At 60.7% G+C, this 15,032-nt stretch carries 13 protein-coding genes; 7 read left to right on the forward strand and 6 right to left on the reverse strand.

What is annotated here, in order from left to right; translation table 11 throughout:
• Positions 1–55 precede the first annotated feature (55 nt).
• From ACP7A2_RS03270 to ACP7A2_RS03280, 3 genes are read left to right on the forward strand one after another with little or no spacing between them, the layout of a single operon-like run.
• Complete coding sequence (locus tag ACP7A2_RS03270; protein WP_426133050.1) at positions 56–694, forward strand: FMN-binding negative transcriptional regulator; 639 nt, start codon at positions 56–58, stop codon at positions 692–694.
• Complete coding sequence (locus tag ACP7A2_RS03275; RefSeq protein ID WP_426133051.1) at positions 691–1,137, forward strand: GNAT family N-acetyltransferase; 447 nt, start codon at positions 691–693, stop codon at positions 1,135–1,137. The genes ACP7A2_RS03270 and ACP7A2_RS03275 overlap by 4 nt, the downstream gene beginning before the upstream one ends.
• Positions 1,138–1,147: 10 nt before the next feature.
• Positions 1,148–1,819 (forward strand): GNAT family N-acetyltransferase, encoded by a 672-nt coding sequence (locus tag ACP7A2_RS03280; RefSeq protein ID WP_426133052.1) that lies wholly within the window; start codon positions 1,148–1,150, stop codon positions 1,817–1,819.
• A gap of 135 nt (positions 1,820–1,954) precedes the next feature.
• On the opposite strand, the gene ACP7A2_RS03285 is transcribed toward ACP7A2_RS03280, so the two are convergent.
• The gene (locus tag ACP7A2_RS03285; RefSeq protein ID WP_426133053.1) at positions 1,955–2,854 is read right to left on the reverse strand and encodes a homocysteine S-methyltransferase family protein; all 900 of its coding nucleotides are present in this window, start codon (positions 2,852–2,854) and stop codon (positions 1,955–1,957) included.
• A 110-nt stretch (positions 2,855–2,964) separates the two neighbouring features.
• On the opposite strand from ACP7A2_RS03285, the gene ACP7A2_RS03290 reads away from it, so the two are divergent.
• From ACP7A2_RS03290 to ACP7A2_RS03300, 3 genes are all read left to right on the forward strand, one after another.
• Entirely contained in the window at positions 2,965–3,786 is an 822-nt protein-coding gene (locus ACP7A2_RS03290) for an ABC transporter substrate-binding protein (RefSeq protein WP_426133054.1), read from the forward strand.
• Positions 3,783–4,613 carry an amino acid ABC transporter permease gene (locus ACP7A2_RS03295; RefSeq protein ID WP_426133055.1) on the forward strand — a complete coding sequence of 277 codons (831 nt, stop codon included), beginning with the start codon at positions 3,783–3,785 and terminating at the stop codon, positions 4,611–4,613. Before ACP7A2_RS03290 ends, ACP7A2_RS03295 begins: the two co-directional genes overlap by 4 nt.
• Positions 4,614–4,874: 261 nt before the next feature.
• Complete coding sequence (locus ACP7A2_RS03300) at positions 4,875–6,149, forward strand: autotransporter outer membrane beta-barrel domain-containing protein (RefSeq protein ID WP_426133056.1); 1,275 nt, start codon at positions 4,875–4,877, stop codon at positions 6,147–6,149.
• 75 nt (positions 6,150–6,224) lie between these two features.
• Here the strand turns inward: ACP7A2_RS03300 and oadA are convergent, their stop codons facing one another.
• Both oadA and ACP7A2_RS03310 read right to left on the reverse strand, forming a co-directional pair.
• Positions 6,225–8,033, reverse strand: a complete 1,809-nt coding sequence (oadA, locus tag ACP7A2_RS03305) for a sodium-extruding oxaloacetate decarboxylase subunit alpha (protein ID WP_426133057.1) — start codon at positions 8,031–8,033, stop codon at positions 6,225–6,227.
• An 11-nt stretch (positions 8,034–8,044) separates the two neighbouring features.
• The gene (locus ACP7A2_RS03310) at positions 8,045–9,460 is read right to left on the reverse strand and encodes an acetyl-CoA carboxylase biotin carboxylase subunit (protein ID WP_078739853.1); all 1,416 of its coding nucleotides are present in this window, start codon (positions 9,458–9,460) and stop codon (positions 8,045–8,047) included.
• Between the two features lie 196 nt (positions 9,461–9,656).
• Here ACP7A2_RS03310 and ACP7A2_RS03315 point away from each other — a divergent pair, with 196 nt between their 5' ends.
• Complete coding sequence (locus ACP7A2_RS03315) at positions 9,657–10,631, forward strand: LysR family transcriptional regulator (protein WP_426133058.1); 975 nt, start codon at positions 9,657–9,659, stop codon at positions 10,629–10,631.
• Here ACP7A2_RS03315 and ACP7A2_RS03320 read toward each other — a convergent pair.
• From ACP7A2_RS03320 to ACP7A2_RS03330, 3 genes are all read right to left on the reverse strand, one after another.
• Positions 10,561–10,758 (reverse strand): PA3496 family putative envelope integrity protein, encoded by a 198-nt coding sequence (locus tag ACP7A2_RS03320; RefSeq protein ID WP_426133059.1) that lies wholly within the window; start codon positions 10,756–10,758, stop codon positions 10,561–10,563. The genes ACP7A2_RS03315 and ACP7A2_RS03320 overlap by 71 nt on opposite strands.
• Before the next feature lie 224 nt (positions 10,759–10,982).
• A complete protein-coding gene (hexR, locus tag ACP7A2_RS03325) occupies positions 10,983–11,849 on the reverse strand; it encodes a transcriptional regulator HexR (RefSeq protein ID WP_010168370.1) in 867 nt (288 codons plus the stop codon).
• 162 nt (positions 11,850–12,011) lie between these two features.
• Positions 12,012–14,885, reverse strand: coding sequence for an EAL domain-containing protein (locus ACP7A2_RS03330; protein ID WP_426133060.1), 2,874 nt, complete (start codon positions 14,883–14,885; stop codon positions 12,012–12,014).
• Positions 14,886–15,032: the final 147 nt, after the last annotated feature.

The following is a 15,032-nucleotide window of genomic DNA, read 5'->3' on the forward strand; positions in this document are numbered from 1 at the left end:
TTTCAACGAACCATTAGCCTGCCTAGGATGCAGGCATTCGCCAAGGAATATTTCCATGTACACACCCCGCGCCTTTGCTCTCGACGATTTGCCCGAACTGCATCAACTGATCCAGCACACCCGCCTGGCGCAGCTGGTTACTTTCGGTGAGCAAGGCCTGCTGGCCAGCCACTTGCCGTTGCTGCTTAACCCCGATGAAGGCCCGAACGGCACCCTGTACGGGCACTTGGCCAAAGCCAACCCGCAGTGGACAGACCTGCAAAACGGCAGCGACGCCCTGGTGATTTTCGCCGGCGCCGAGGCCTACATCAGCCCGGCGTTCTACCCGGCCAAGGCCGAGCACGGCAAAGTGGTGCCGACCTGGAACTACATTGCGGTACACGCCTACGGCAATGCCGAGGTGTTCAGCGACGTGGAGCGTTTGCTCGGCGTGGTCACGGCGCTGACCGACCGCCACGAAGGCGACCGCGCCCAACCGTGGAAAGTCAGCGACGCACCGGCGGACTACATTGAAGGCATGCTCAAGGCCATTGTCGGCTTCGCCCTGCCAATCGACCGTCTGATCGGTAAACGCAAACTTAGCCAGAACCGCAGCCCGGCCGACATCGCCGGCGTGCGCGACGGCCTGGCCGCCAGCACGGATGTGCGCGACCAGACCCTCGCGCGCTTTATTCCACGAGGAGCTTCAGAATGAGCCAGATCGATATCCGCCAAGTCACCGCCGCCGACCACGCCGCCTGGTTGCCGCTATGGCAGGCGTATTTGAAGTTCTACAACACCGAGCTGCCGGACGCCGTCAGCCAAAGCAGCTGGCAACGCTTGATCGACGCCAGCGAACCCACACATTCGGCGCTGGCGTGGCAAGATGGCAAGGCGGTGGGCATGGTCAACTTCATCTACCACCGTTCCAATTGGAGCATCGAAAATTCCTGCTACCTGCAGGACTTGCTGGTAGACCCGAGCCAACGTGGCACCGGCGTCGGCCGCCAACTGATCGAATTCGTCTACGCCACCGCCAAGGCCGATGGTTGCGCCAAGGTTCACTGGCTCACCCACGAAACCAACGCCACCGCGATCCAGCTGTACGAACGCATTGCCGAACGCCCGGGTTTCATCCAATTTCGCAAAGGTCTTTAAGGAGCGCAGCATGTCCACTTCCCTCGCCGACTGGAAAGGCGTTCCCGCGCCAACCGTGCAACTGCTTGAAGGGCGCTTTATTCGCCTGGAAAGGCTCGACCCGGCGCGCCATGGCGACGACTTGTTCCTGGCCCTGCAAGGCCCCGGCGCCGACCCGAAACTGTGGGATTACTTGCCCTACGGCCCCTTCCCCGAGCGCGCTGCGTTTGATGCGTGGCTCAACAACCATGCCCAAAACAGCGACCCGTATTTCTTCAGCGTGGTCGACCGCGTCAGCGGGCAGGTGCAAGGCATCCTCAGCTTGATGTCCATCGTCCCTGAGCAGGGCCGCATTGAAATCGGCCACGTCACCTTCGGCGCACCGATGCAGCGCTCACCGAAAAGCACCGAAGCGGTGTACCTGCTCGCCAAGTACGCGTTCGAGTTGGGTTATCGCCGTTTGGAGTGGAAGTGCAACAGCGGCAACGGCCGCTCCAAATATGCGGCAGAGCGCTTGGGCTTCAGTTTTGAAGGCGTGTTCCGCCAGCACATGGTGGTCAAGGGCCAAAACCGTGATACCGCGTGGTATTCGATCATCGATTCGGAATGGCCAGCGGTTGGGGCCGGGTTTGAGGAATGGTTATCGGAGGCGAATCAGCGTGATGACGGGCAGGTGAAAAGCCTGGCCCAGTGCCGAGCGTAAATCTCCAAAACACCCTTAATCACTGTGGGAGCCGGGCTTGCCCGCGATAGCGGTGGATCAATGGACACATCCATTGCTCAAACACCGCTATCGCAGGCAAGCCAGCTCCCACACTGTTGACCGGTGTTGGCTTAACTACCCCAGCTTCTGGGCCAGCACCGCAATATGCTCCGGCCCAATCCCGCAGCAACCGCCCAAATGACTGGCGCCACGTGCCTGCCAATCCGCAGCCCATTGCAGATAGCCGGGCGGGTCCAGGTCGTCGCGTAACGGGTCCAGGCCATCGTTGGCCGTGGCCTCCTTGGGTTGCGGCGGAAAGGCATTGGCGTAAGCGCCGATTTGAATGGTCCCCCCCAAGCGCTCAAAGGTCTGGCGCGCCGCGTCGATGGCAGCGCCAATCACTTCCGGCTGGCTGCAATTGAACAGCAGCACTTGCACACCCAGTTGCGCCGCCGCTTCGGCAGCCTCCGCCACCGGCTCGCCAGAACGCAGGCGCGGTACGTCGTCGGTGTCTTCATCCTTCAACGTAAACGACAACCAGAACGGCTTGCCGTCCTCTGGCAGCCCGGCGTGGATGGCGCGAGCTTCAGCAATTGAACTCTGGGTTTCAGCCAGCCATATGTCGACATGCGGCGCCAGGCCCTGCACTAACGGCGTCAACAATTCTGTCACCCGGCCGGCCTCAAACAAGTCGGGACGATAAGACCCGAACAACGGTGGCAGCGACCCGGCCACACGTACCGTCTTGCCTGATGCCTCTACTGCGCGCCGCGCCAACTCACCGGCCAGCGCCGCCAGCGCTTCGCCCTCGGCAGCGAACCGCGCCTCGCCAATGTGAAACGGCACCACGGCATAGCTGTTGGTGGTAATGACGTTGGCGCCGCTCTCAATGTAGGCCGCGTGCACCGCTTCGACTGCCTGAGGGGCTTCACTCAAAGCCAATGCTGACCACTCGGGCTGACGAAATGGCGCGCCACGGCGCTGCAGTTCACGTCCCATGCCGCCATCGAGAATTACTGTATTTGCTGCGCCCATATGCCATTCACTCATAAGCTTATGAAAATAACTCACTATCAGAGTCGTTCTTATAACTATTTAATGCGTACCATCCAGTTAATAACAACCTCTTTTTTCGGGAATCCACTGTGAGATTTAAACCACTGTTGGCCTTGGGCCTGACGATATTGGCCGCCTCCACTCAAGCCTTCGGCGGTGCCACCCTGGACCGCATCGAGCAAAAAAAGGAACTGGTAGGGGTGCTGATGGAAAGCTATCCGCCGTTCTCGTTTCTCAATGAACAAAACCAGCTTGATGGTTTTGACGTTGATGTCGCCAAGGCAGTGGCGCAAAAGCTCGGCGTGAAACTGCGCCTGGAAACCCCGTCCTGGGACGTGATAGCCGCTGGCCGCTGGAGCGGGCGCTATGACATTTGCATCTGCTCCATGACCCCGAGCAAGGCCCGCGCTGAAGTCTTCGATTTCCCGGTGGAGTACTACGCTTCGCCGGCGGTTATCGTCGTCAACGCCAAGGATGACCGCATCCACGGCGCCAAGGACCTGAGCGGCAAAAAAGTCGGGCTGACCAGCGCTTCCAGTTACGAAAGCTACTTGAACAAGAACCTGGTGATCGAAGGCGCTGAGGATACGCAGTTGCAGTATCCGTTCGAGGATGTACAGATTGCTCCCTACGATACCGACAACGTGGCTTTTCAGGACCTCGGCCTGGGTGCAGGCGTGCGCCTCGACGCGATCCTGACCAACCTGGTCACCGCCCAACCGCGCCTGACCCAGGACAAGCGTTTCAAACTCGCCGGTGAACCGCTGTACTCCGAACCCAACTCGGTCGCCATCGAAAAAGGCGATCCGCAGTGGGATAGCAAGGTGCGTGAGGTCTTCGCACAGCTCAAACAGGACGGAACCTTGAGCAAGCTGTCGCAAAAATGGATCGGCGCCGACATCAGCCAATGAACGCATTCCCTAAACCTCCCAAACCTGCGGTGAGCGAGTCGCGGTTGCGGCGACTTTTGGGCTTTCGTACGCGGCTGTACCTGACGTGGGCGGCCCTGCTTTGCCTGTTTGCCAGTTTTTTCCTGAGCTTTGACCTGAAGTTTTCGATCATCCTCGACAAGCTGCCCAACCTGGTTGGCCTGCACCTGGCACCCAACGGGTTCCTGCAAGGTGCGGCGCTGACTGTGTTCCTGTGCCTGTGCTCAATGCTGGCGTCGTCGGTGCTGGGCTTTGTTACCGCGCTGGGGCGCTTGTCAAAAAGCGCGGTAGCCTTCGGCATCGCCAGCTTTTATGCCTCGTTCTTTCGCGGTACGCCGCTGCTGATTCAGATCCTGCTGATCTACCTCGGCCTGCCGCAACTGGGCCTGGTTCCGGGCGCCATCGTCGCCGGGATTATTGCGCTCTCCTTGAACTACGGGGCGTACCTGAGTGAGATCTTCCGCGCCGGCATCCTCGGCGTAGCGCATGGCCAACGCGAAGCCGCGCTGGCCCTGGGCATGCGCGACAGTGCGATCTTCTGGCACATCACCTTGCCCCAGGCGATGCGCACCATCGTCCCGCCCGCCACCAACCAATTCATCTCAATGCTCAAGGACTCGTCACTGATCTCGGTGATGGGTGTGTGGGAGGTCATGTTCCTGGCGCAATCGTATGGGCGCTCGAGCTACCGCTACATCGAAATGCTGACCACCGCAGCGATCATTTACTGGGGCATGTCGCTCGGCCTGGAACTGATCCAGTCCCGCATGGAGCGGCATTACGGCAAAGGGTACGTACGACAGCGCTGAGGGTTGCGCCGCCTGCTACCGTGACGGCTTGAAACTCTACCGATAGCGGGCGCGTGTACCTCAATTCAAATGTGGGTGTGGGCTACACCGGCGAGATCGGCAGCAACAGCCGCAACCACGCGTTGGTCGGCCAATGGCAGATGCGTTTTTAATCGCTGCGCACTAAGGACAACTCCCGCGAATCAGGGGTCGATGACCTGACAGTTTTCAGCCCGCTACCTCGCTAAATTCCCGGCCTCATCCATAAGAGGTCGGGAATTCATGCCCTTTACACCCCACAAAATTGCCTTGGTGATCAGCCTCGCGGCCGCCGCCAGCCTTCAGCAGGCGCAGGTGCACGAACCTCTCAGCCACGTTTCTCTGGCGCCTGAGTTCTACGAATGGCCTGACGATGACTGGTTATACCCGCCAGAAGCTGAAGCGGACTCGATCGAGGGTTACCTCACGCTAAAAGCCACTACCCACAACGGTTTACAGGTAGCCAGGCTGTTGGAGCCCAAGCTAAGCCAGCTGCTGCAATCCGGCCAGTTGACCTCGGAGCAGATCAAAGCCCTGGAAAAATTTGGCGCTCATCTGGAGCAGCAGCCGGGCGGGATTGGCGCAGCCCTCGAACAACTTGCAGGCAGCCAGCACGCCAACCTGGCCGCCGCGACGCAAAACGCCACACAGCAAATAAGCCAACACTTGCTCTCGACCCTGCGCACCCTGCCGAATGACGAAGACGGCCATTTTTGGGTGCAAGGCCTGGGCAACGGCGGGCGTCTCGACGACGGCCTGAAATACGACACACAAGGTTTGATGCTCGGCGCCGATTGGTCGCTGGACCACGCCTGGCGGGTGGGCGTGCTGGGTGCAAAATCCAGCAGCCGCCTCGACGCACAACGCTATGCCGCCGACCTCGACAGCTGGCACCTGGGCGGTTACGCGGTGCACAGGGACGGCCCGCTGGCCGTGCGTCTGGGGGCGATCCATAGCAGCCACGGCGGCAAGAACACGCGCAACGTCGAGCTCTGGGATGACAAGGAATCCCTCAAGAGCAGCTATGACGCGACCAGCCAAACCCTGTTCTCGGAATTGGGTTATGAGTTGGGCAGCGCGGACGTAAGCGTTGAGCCCTTCGCAGGCCTCGGTTACCAGCGCTATCACCGCGATGCATTCAAGGAAAGAGGCGGCGTGACGGCGCTGAACGTCGGCCCACAAACCCAGCAAAACCTGAGCAGCACCTTCGGCCTTCGCCTGGCAACGGTGTACCGGTTCGACAACCAGATGAGCCTCACGCCCCACGTGAGCACACACTGGAAACACCTGTACGGCAACGTGGACAGCCAGGTTCGCCAGTCTTTCGGCCTGAGCGCACTGCGCACGGATTCCTTCACCATCAACGGCACTTCACTGGATCGCAACAGTTTGAACCTGCAAGCCGGGCTGGACCTGGCGCTGTCCACCGACCACAGCCTGGGCCTGGCCTACAGCGCTGAAAAAGGCGACAACAGCAGCGGCCACGGCCTGACGGGGCACTGGAAAATGAGGTTTTAACCCCACCAAATTCCAGGCAAAAAAAAGGAGGGCACCTGCCCCCCCGAGGATTAAACGGTAGCGTCGAAGGCTGTATCAGCCTTCGATTTCAATCAGGATTTCGCCAGGGTTGACCCGGTCGCCCTTGGCCACGTGAACAACGGTCACCTTGCCGGCAATCGCTGCCTGCACTTCGGTTTCCATTTTCATGGCTTCGGTAATCAGCACAGCCTGGCCGGCCTTGACCACGTCGCCTTCCTTGACCAGTACGTCGACGATATTGCCCGGCATTGCCGTGCTGACGTGGCCCGGCTCAGTGGCGTGCTTGCGCTTGCTGCTGCCGCTGCTGACAAACTCGTTGAGCGGTTCGAACACCACTTCTTCGGGCATGCCGTCGATGGACAGGTAAAAGTGACGCTTGCCTTCGGCCTTCACGCCGACGCCGGTGATGTCGACGCGGTAGCTTTCGCCGTGCACGTCGATGACGAACTCGGTCGGCACGCCTTCGCCACCGGCACGGGCCACGCCGCCGGCTTCAGGAATCGGCAGCAGCACTTCCGGCGCCAGGGTGCCGGCGTCGCGTTCTTCGAGGAACTTGCGGCCGATGTCCGGGAACATGGCGTAGGTCAGCACGTCTTCTTCAGACTTGGCCAACGCGCCGATTTCGCCGCGCAGCTTGGTCATTTCCGGCTTGAGCAAATCCGCCGGGCGCACGTCGATCACGTCTTCACTGCCGATTGCCTGGCGACGCAGTTTCTCGTTCACCGTGCCTGGCGCCTTGCCGTATCCGCCTTGCAGGTAGAGCTTCACTTCGTTGGTGATGGTCTTGTAACGCTCGCCGGCCAGCACGTTGAAAAACGCCTGGGTGCCGACAATCTGCGAGGTCGGGGTAACCAGCGGCGGGAAACCGAGGTCTTCACGCACACGCGGAATTTCGGCCAGCACTTCGCTCATACGGTTCAGTGCGCCCTGCTCTTTCAACTGGTTGGCCAGGTTGGAAATCATCCCGCCCGGCACCTGATTGACTTGCACACGGGTGTCGACGGCGGTGAATTCGCTTTCAAACTGGTGGTACTTTTTGCGCACGGCGTAGAAGTACAGGCCGATCTCTTGCAACAGCTCCAGGCTCAGGCCGGTGTCGAATTCGCTGCCTTTAAGGGCGGCAACCATCGACTCGGTGCCCGGGTGGCTGGTGCCCCAGGCGAAGCTGGAGATCGCGGTGTCGATGTGGTCGGCACCGTTTTCGATGGCCTTGAGTTGGCACATCGCGGCCAAACCCGCAGTGTCGTGGGAGTGGATAAAAATTGGCAGGTTTTGCGCAGCTTTAAGCGCCTTGACCAGCTCGCCGGTGGCGTACGGGGTCAGCAGGCCGGCCATGTCCTTGATCGCGATCGAGTCGCAGCCCATGGATTCCAGCTGCTTGGCCTGGGCCACAAAGGCCTCGACGGTGTGCACCGGGCTGGTGGTGTAGGCGATGGTGCCCTGAGCATGTTTGCCCGCAGCTTTGACGGCCTCGATAGCCACGCGCAGGTTACGCACGTCGTTCATGGCGTCGAAGATGCGGAACACGTCGATGCCATTCACGGCGGCCTTGGCGACGAAGGCTTTGACCACGTCGTCGCTGTAGTGGCGGTAGCCCAGCAGGTTTTGGCCACGCAGCAACATTTGCAGGCGCGTGTTGGGCAACGCGGCGCGCAGTTTGCGCAGGCGTTCCCACGGGTCTTCTTTCAAAAAGCGTACGCAGGCGTCGAAGGTCGCGCCGCCCCAGACTTCCAGCGACCAGTAGCCGACTTTGTCGAGCTTGTCGCAGATCGGCAGCATGTCGTCAGTGCGCATGCGGGTCGCCAGCAGCGATTGGTGAGCGTCGCGCAGGATGGTGTCGGTTACGAAAATTTTCTTGGACATTGTAGTGTTCCTCACAGGCCTGCGTGGGCGGCGATGGCGGCGGCGATGGCCAGGGCCAGCTCTTCGGGTTTGCGCTTGATCGAGTAGTTGGTCAGTTCTGGGTGGGCTTCAACGAAGCTGGTGTTGAACTGGCCGCTGCGGAATTCCGGGTTGCGCAGGATTTCCTGGTAGTAGGCGGCGGTGGTCTTTACGCCTTGCAGGCGCATGTCGTCCAGGGCTCGCAGGCCACGGTCCATGGCTTCTTCCCAGGTCAACGCCCACACCACCAGTTTCAGGCACATGGAGTCATAAAACGGCGGAATGGTGTAGCCGGTGTAGATCGCCGTGTCGGTGCGCACGCCGGGGCCGCCGGGGGCGTAGTAACGGGTGATTTTGCCGAAGCTCGGCAAGAAGTTGTTCTTCGGGTCTTCAGCGTTGATGCGGAACTGCAACGCGAAACCACGGTGCTGGATGTCTTCCTGTTTCACCGACAGCGGCAGGCCCGAGGCGATGCGAATCTGCTCGCGGACGATGTCGATCCCGGTGATTTCTTCGGTGATGGTGTGTTCCACCTGCACCCGGGTATTCATCTCCATGAAGTACACCTCGCCCTCGGCGAGCAAAAACTCCACGGTACCGGCGTTCTCGTAGCCCACGGCCTTGGCCGCGCGCACCGACAGGTCGCCGATGTAGGCGCGCTGTTCAGGGGTCAGCTGCGGGCTGGGGGCAATTTCGATGAGCTTCTGGTTACGGCGCTGGATCGAGCAATCACGCTCGAACAGGTGCACCACGTTGCCAAAGCTGTCGCCGAGGATCTGCGCTTCGATGTGCTTGGGATTGACGATGCATTTTTCCAGGAACACTTCCGCCGAACCGAAGGCCTTGGTGGCTTCGGAAATAACACGGGGGAAGGCTTGTTCGAGTTCTTCGCGGCTGTTGCAGCGACGGATACCGCGACCGCCACCACCGGAAGTGGCCTTGAGCATCACCGGGTAACCAATGCGGTCGCCTTCGGTGAGGGCTTCGGCGATATCGGCGACGTTGCCTTCGGTGCCGGGTGTGACCGGTACGCCAGCCTTGATCATGCTGCGGCGCGCTTCGGTCTTGTCGCCCATGCGGCGAATCACTTCAGCCGATGGGCCAATGAATTTGATCCCACGTTCGGCGCAAATGTCGGCCAGCTCGGCGTTTTCCGACAGGAAACCGTAGCCAGGGTGCAGCGCGTCACAGCCGGTTTCCACAGCCAGGTTCACCAGCTTGCGCGGGTTGAGGTAGCCGGCCAAAGGCTCGGCGCCAATGCTGTGGGCTTCGTCGGCACGTTTGACGTGCAACGCGTGGCGGTCGGCGTCGGAAAAGACCGCGACCGAGCGAATGCCCATCTCGGCGCAGGCACGCACGATTCGTACGGCAATTTCACCGCGGTTGGCGATCAGGATCTTTTTTATCACTTGGAAATTCCCTTGAGCCGATTGCTGCAATCTACGACCCCCTGAATCCGGGTCGGCGCGTGACTAAATATTTCATGACAGTCGCAAGACACACACTATGCGCACCGGAGGATTAACAAAAATCAATAATTATTGGGTTGTGTATAAGTAAAGACTTATAGTTGGCGCCATGATGGCCGGATGAGGGGTTGGGACAATGCGTAAGTCATTGATGCGTATGACATTGCGTCAGTTGCAGATTTTCAATGAAGTCTGTGATTTGCGGTCCTACAGCCGTGCAGCCGAGGAAATGTCTCTCACGCAACCGGCCGTGAGCCTACAAATTCGCCAGCTGGAAGAGCTGATCGGGCAGCCGCTGTTCGATTACGTCGGCAAAAAGCTCTACATGACTGAGGCCGCCGAAGCCTTGCAACGGGCCAGCCGCGATATTTTCGGGCGCCTGGAAAACCTCGATATGCAGCTCTCGGACATGCAGGGTTCGCTGCAGGGTCAGTTGAAGCTGGCGGTCGAATCCAGCGCCAAGTACTTCGTGCCGCACCTGTTTGCAGCCTTTAAACGCCAGCACCCGGAAGTGCAATTGCACCTGACGGTGGTCAACCGCGCGCAGGTGATTCGCAGGCTGTCGGACAACCGCGATGACCTGGTGATCATGTCGATGGTGCCGCAAGACATGGGCCTGGAATTCCTGCCGTTCCTCAACAACCCGATTGTCGCCGTGGCGCCGCCGGATCATCCCTTGAGCCTGCAAGGCCCGCTGCGCCTGCAAGACCTCGAGCCTTACACGCTGCTGTTGCGCGAACCAGGGTCGGGCACGCGGCTGGCGTGCGAGGAGTATTTCAAGGAGAAACGCGTGCACTTCACCCAAACGGTGGAAGTGGCCTCGGCCGAGGCGCAGCGTGAATGCGTGAACGCCGGGTTGGGCGTGGCCTTGCTGACGCGCCACGCAGTCAACCTGGAACTGGCCACCGGCGGGCTCAAAGAGTTGCCGGTGGACGAGCTGCCGCTGTACCGCAGTTGGTGCCTGGTGCAGGCCAAAGCCAAACGCCTGTCACCGGTGGCCCATGCGTTCCTGGGCTTTATCCGCAGCGAACGGGTGCAGATCAGCGCGCTGGCTGAGCGGTTCGCTGGGCAGCCGCGGGTGCCTGCCAGTGAAGTTCCGGGTAGTCACTGATGCTCTGGAGCAGTTGTCGCTCCTCACAACGGTCTTCGATTGCACGACGGAACGCCATACGGCGCTGGTCTTCCTGCTGACGACGGGACTTGACGGTGCTGTTGCTGTCTTCGTAGGGCCGGGCCATTTGGAGTCTCCCAATGCAAGTACGGGGGAGTACAGGATGGGCGCGGGCGATGACGGTTTGGCGGCGCGGGGATGACAGGACGATGAATATTCCCGCCTCGATGCAAATCAACTGTGGGAGCTGGCTTGCCTGCGATGCAGGCAACTCGGTCTATCAGTCAAACCGAGGTGATGCTATCGCAGGCAAGCCTGCTCCCACATTGTTGAGCGAGTATGGCCTTGGGATCAGTCGTCGAGGGCTTTGACGGACTTGGGCGACAAGCGAAGGCTGCGCAAGCTGCGCTTCACGCTCTTGAGGTGGTTGACCAGGCTCGGGCCACGCGCCATGGCGACGCCCATCGCCAGCACGTCAATCACCACCAGATGAGCGATACGCGAGGTCAGCGGCGTATAGATTTCAGTGTCTTCGTGCACATCGATCGCCAGGTTGACCGTCGACAGTTCCGCCAGCGGCGTCTGGCTCGGGCACAGGGTGATCAGCGTCGCGCCGCTTTCACGCACCAGGTTGGCGGTGATCAGCAGGTCTTTGGAGCGGCCCGACTGGGAAATGCAGATCGCCACGTCGGTCGGCTTCAAGGTCACGGCCGACATCGCCTGCATGTGCGGGTCGCTGTAAGCGGCTGCGGTGAGCAGCAGACGGAAGAATTTGTGTTGGGCATCTGCCGCAACGGCGCCCGAAGCGCCAAAGCCATAAAACTCGACACGCTGGGCCTGGGACATTGCCGTCACGGCCTTTTGCAGCTCAACCGGGTCGAGCTTCTCGCGCACTTCCATCAGCGTGTGCAGCGTGGTGTCGAAGATTTTCAGGCTGTAGTCGGCGACGGAATCGTCTTCGTGGATCGCAAACTGCCCGAAGCTCGCACCGGCGGCCAGGCTTTGGGCCAGCTTGAGTTTCAAGTCCTGGAACCCGGAGCAACCGATGGCGCGGCAGAAGCGCACGATGGTCGGCTCACTGATGCCCACGCTGTGGGCCAGGTCGGCCATGGAACTGTGCATCACAGCCGCAGGGTCAAGCAGCACGTGATCGGCAACCTTGAGTTCCGATTTGCGTAACAGGTGGCGCGACTGGGCGATATGTTGCAACAGGTTCAAAGGGCAGGACTCTTGTTATTGGCAGGTGCCAGGGATGTAGCAAGCTTGTAGTTATACTACAAGAACCGTCGTTTTACCCGTCCGATGCATCACAAAATCGCCCTGCTGCCCTCTGATTCAAAGGGCAGGCGCGATGTAGCCATAAAGGTCGCCCATGCGGCGTCAGGGAAAATCCGCATCCTTGCGTAACAATTCCGCCAGCCCTTCAGCCTCCATCGGCCGGCTGATCAGGTAGCCCTGCACCTCGTCACAGTGTTCCCCGCGCAGGAAATCCAGCTGCTGCTGATCTTCCACGCCTTCGGCCACCACTTTGAGCGCCAGCCCATGGGCCATGGCAATGATTGCCCGGGTGATCGCCGCGTCTTCGCGGCCCTGGCCCAGCCCGCGAATAAACGTCTGGTCGATCTTCACGTAATCCACCGGGATGCGCTTGAGGTAGCTGAGGGATGAATAACCCGTGCCGAAATCATCAATGGCCAGCTTCACGCCCAAATCGCGCAATTGCTGGAAGTTGGCGATGATGTGTTCAACGCTGTCGAGCAGTTGGCTCTCGGTCAGCTCCAGCTCCAGGTATTGCGGGTCCAGGCCGGTTTCTTCCAGCACCTGGCGCACCAGGCTGACCAACTTGCCCTGACGCAATTGATGCACCGAGAGGTTCACCGACACGCGAATCGGCGCCAGCCCCTGGCGCTGCCACTCGCACGCCTGCCAGCACGCCTGGCGCAGCACAAATTCGCCCAGCGGTACGATCAAACCTGTCTCTTCGGCCAAACCGATAAAGTCTCCCGGCGGCACCATGCCCCACTGCGGATGCTCCCAGCGGACCAACGCTTCGGCGGCGTTGAGCTTGCCGGTGGCCAGGCATAGTTTCGGCTGGTAGAACACGGTCAACTGGCGCTCGTCGATGGCCTTGCGCAGATGGTTTTCCAGCTGCAAACGCTCAAGGGTGCTGGCTTGCAGGCTGTCGGTGAAGAACTGGAAGTTGTTGCCGCCCAAATGCTTGGCGTGTTGCATAGCCATGTTCGATTGGCTGACCAGCGCGGAAATTTCCCGCGCGTTATCTGGCAACAAACTGACGCCCATTGAGGCGCTGACCACCAGCTCATGACCTTCCACCGTCACCGGCACGCGCAGCTTGGCAAGTAACCGCGTGGCCACCCGCGCAAGGCTGGAGAGGTTGCCGTAGGCATCGAACAATACGGCAAACTCATCGCCAGACAGCCGCGCGATGGTGTCGGCTTCCGGCAAGGCATTGATCAACCGGCGCGCCATTTTCTGCAGCAGCTGGTCCGCGACTTCATGGCCCAGGCTGTCATTGAGCAACTTGAATCGGTCCAGGTTGATGTGCAGCAGCGCCAGGCTACGCCCGCCCTGGCGCACCCGCACATGGGCCTCGCGCAGGCGTTCGCGGAACAGCGAGCGGTTGGCCAGCCCGGTCAATTCGTCGTAATGCGTGAGGTAGCGCATGCGCTCCTCAGATTCACGCCGTGCGGACAGATCGGCGAAGAAGCCTACGATATGGCTGACTTTTCCGCGAGCATCACGCACCACATTCAGTTGCAGCCATTGCGGGTACAGTTCGCCATTCTTGCGCGTTTCCACCAGCTCGCCCTGCCAGGTGCCGTGGCTGAGCAGCGCCTGGCGGATCACCGGGAAGTGGCGGCGGGCGTCGCGACTGCTGGGTAATTCCCCGACGTTGCGACCAATCATGTCGTCGATTTCAAAGCCGGTAACGCGGCTGAAGGCCTGGTTTACGGCGATCAACACATAGTCAGGGTCGAGAATCACGATGCCTTCGCTGGCGGCTTCGAACACGGTCGAGGCCAGCCGCTGCTGTTCTTCCAGCGCCTTGCCGGCGCTGATGTCGCGGCGCGTGCCAAGCATGCGCGTGACCCGCCCGCCGGCCGTACGCTCCACGGCGCGACCACGGTCTTCGATCCAGACCCAGTGCCCATCGCCATGGCGCACACGGTATTCCACCTGATAATCCTCGCTGCGGCCTTTCAAGTGTTCCACCAGTGCGTGCTTGAGCAGCGGCACGTCTTCGGGATGCAGGCGCGGCTTGAGGTGGCTGAGCATCGCCGTGACATATTCGGGCTCCAGGCCGAACAGCTCCTTGATCTGGGTGTGATGGACTTCGTCGGTTTGCAGGTTCCAGTCCCACAGCCCCAGCTCACTGGCTTGCAAGGCCATCGCCAGGCGCGCCTCGCTTTTATTCAGGGCCAGGCTGGCGGCGTCCAGCTCCTGGCTGCGTTGCGCCACGCGGTCTTGCAGGCCGATTTGCGCATCGCGTAATTCCTGTTCGGCCAGGCGGCGCTGTTCGACTTCGCGCACCAGTTCCTGATTCAACTGTTCACTGCGCTGTTGCGCCTGCTGGAGGTGCTCGATCAACGCCTGATTCTGGAAGCGTCGCAGCAGCCCGCGCTGGATCAGCCGGTTGACCTGCCACGCCACCAGGCTCAGCGAGGCCAGCAGGATCAAACCCAGCACGCCCCAGCCTTGTTGCTGCGGGGTGCCATCCCAGAATAGATAGACGATGGCCGGCAGCAGGCACGGCAAGGCGAAAGACAGGAACGCGGGCAAACTCACGGCATACGCGACGCTCGCCGACAGCGTCGCCGCGCCGATCAGGCCAAATACCCAGGCCTGCTGCATAAAGCTGTCCGCAGGCACCAGGGCGATGGCGGCGGTGGCGAGGGTCAGGCCGCTGACCGCCGAGCCGAGCATGAACATGCGCCCCCACACCGGCTGGGCCTGGCGGCTGGGCATCGCCGAATCAAACGCCGCCACCTGGATCACACGCATCGCCACCAAGGCAAGCAGCCAGACCAGCCAGATGCTGTCCAACAGGAAGTGTTTGGGGTTCCACAGCAGCCAGGCGCAGACCAGGCCGTTTACCAACATTAATAAAGTCGGCAGCAATGAACCCTGGTACAGCAGGCGAGTGCGTTCGACCGCCATCTCGGTTGCGTAGCGTTTACGGATGACCTGCGCGGGCGCCGCCGAGGGGCCTGACAGGTCGCTGCTGAAAGTCATAGGCAGTGTTCTTATAATGGTGAGCCCCAAACGTGCACGGAGCATACACAAGCAAGCGCTCGGGCCAAACTGCTCAACGCCATAAAATCGGCAGTGCGTTTAAGCGCAAATGGCTGGGCCAGACAGCTTGAGCAAGGCGCTGCGGGG

It is taken from the genome of Pseudomonas sp. PWP3-1b2 (assembly GCF_049896045.1).
Taxonomy (GTDB): Bacteria; Pseudomonadota; Gammaproteobacteria; order Pseudomonadales; family Pseudomonadaceae; genus Aquipseudomonas; species Aquipseudomonas antarctica_B.

Excerpts from the sequence above, each read along its gene's own strand:
- ACP7A2_RS03280 (WP_426133052.1), top strand. The coding sequence starts at position 1,148 with ATGTCCACTTCCCTCGCCGACTGGAAAGGCGTTCCCGCGCCAACCGTG.
- ACP7A2_RS03275 (WP_426133051.1), top strand. The coding sequence starts at position 691 with ATGAGCCAGATCGATATCCGCCAAGTCACCGCCGCCGACCACGCCGCC.
- ACP7A2_RS03320 (WP_426133059.1), bottom strand. The coding sequence starts at position 10,758 with ATGGCCCGGCCCTACGAAGACAGCAACAGCACCGTCAAGTCCCGTCGT.
- ACP7A2_RS03295 (WP_426133055.1), top strand. The coding sequence starts at position 3,783 with ATGAACGCATTCCCTAAACCTCCCAAACCTGCGGTGAGCGAGTCGCGG.
- ACP7A2_RS03330 (WP_426133060.1), bottom strand. The coding sequence starts at position 14,885 with ATGACTTTCAGCAGCGACCTGTCAGGCCCCTCGGCGGCGCCCGCGCAG.
- oadA (WP_426133057.1), bottom strand. The coding sequence starts at position 8,033 with ATGTCCAAGAAAATTTTCGTAACCGACACCATCCTGCGCGACGCTCAC.
- ACP7A2_RS03315 (WP_426133058.1), top strand. The coding sequence starts at position 9,657 with ATGCGTAAGTCATTGATGCGTATGACATTGCGTCAGTTGCAGATTTTC.
- ACP7A2_RS03285 (WP_426133053.1), bottom strand. The coding sequence starts at position 2,854 with ATGGGCGCAGCAAATACAGTAATTCTCGATGGCGGCATGGGACGTGAA.
- ACP7A2_RS03270 (WP_426133050.1), top strand. The coding sequence starts at position 56 with ATGTACACACCCCGCGCCTTTGCTCTCGACGATTTGCCCGAACTGCAT.
- ACP7A2_RS03300 (WP_426133056.1), top strand. The coding sequence starts at position 4,875 with ATGCCCTTTACACCCCACAAAATTGCCTTGGTGATCAGCCTCGCGGCC.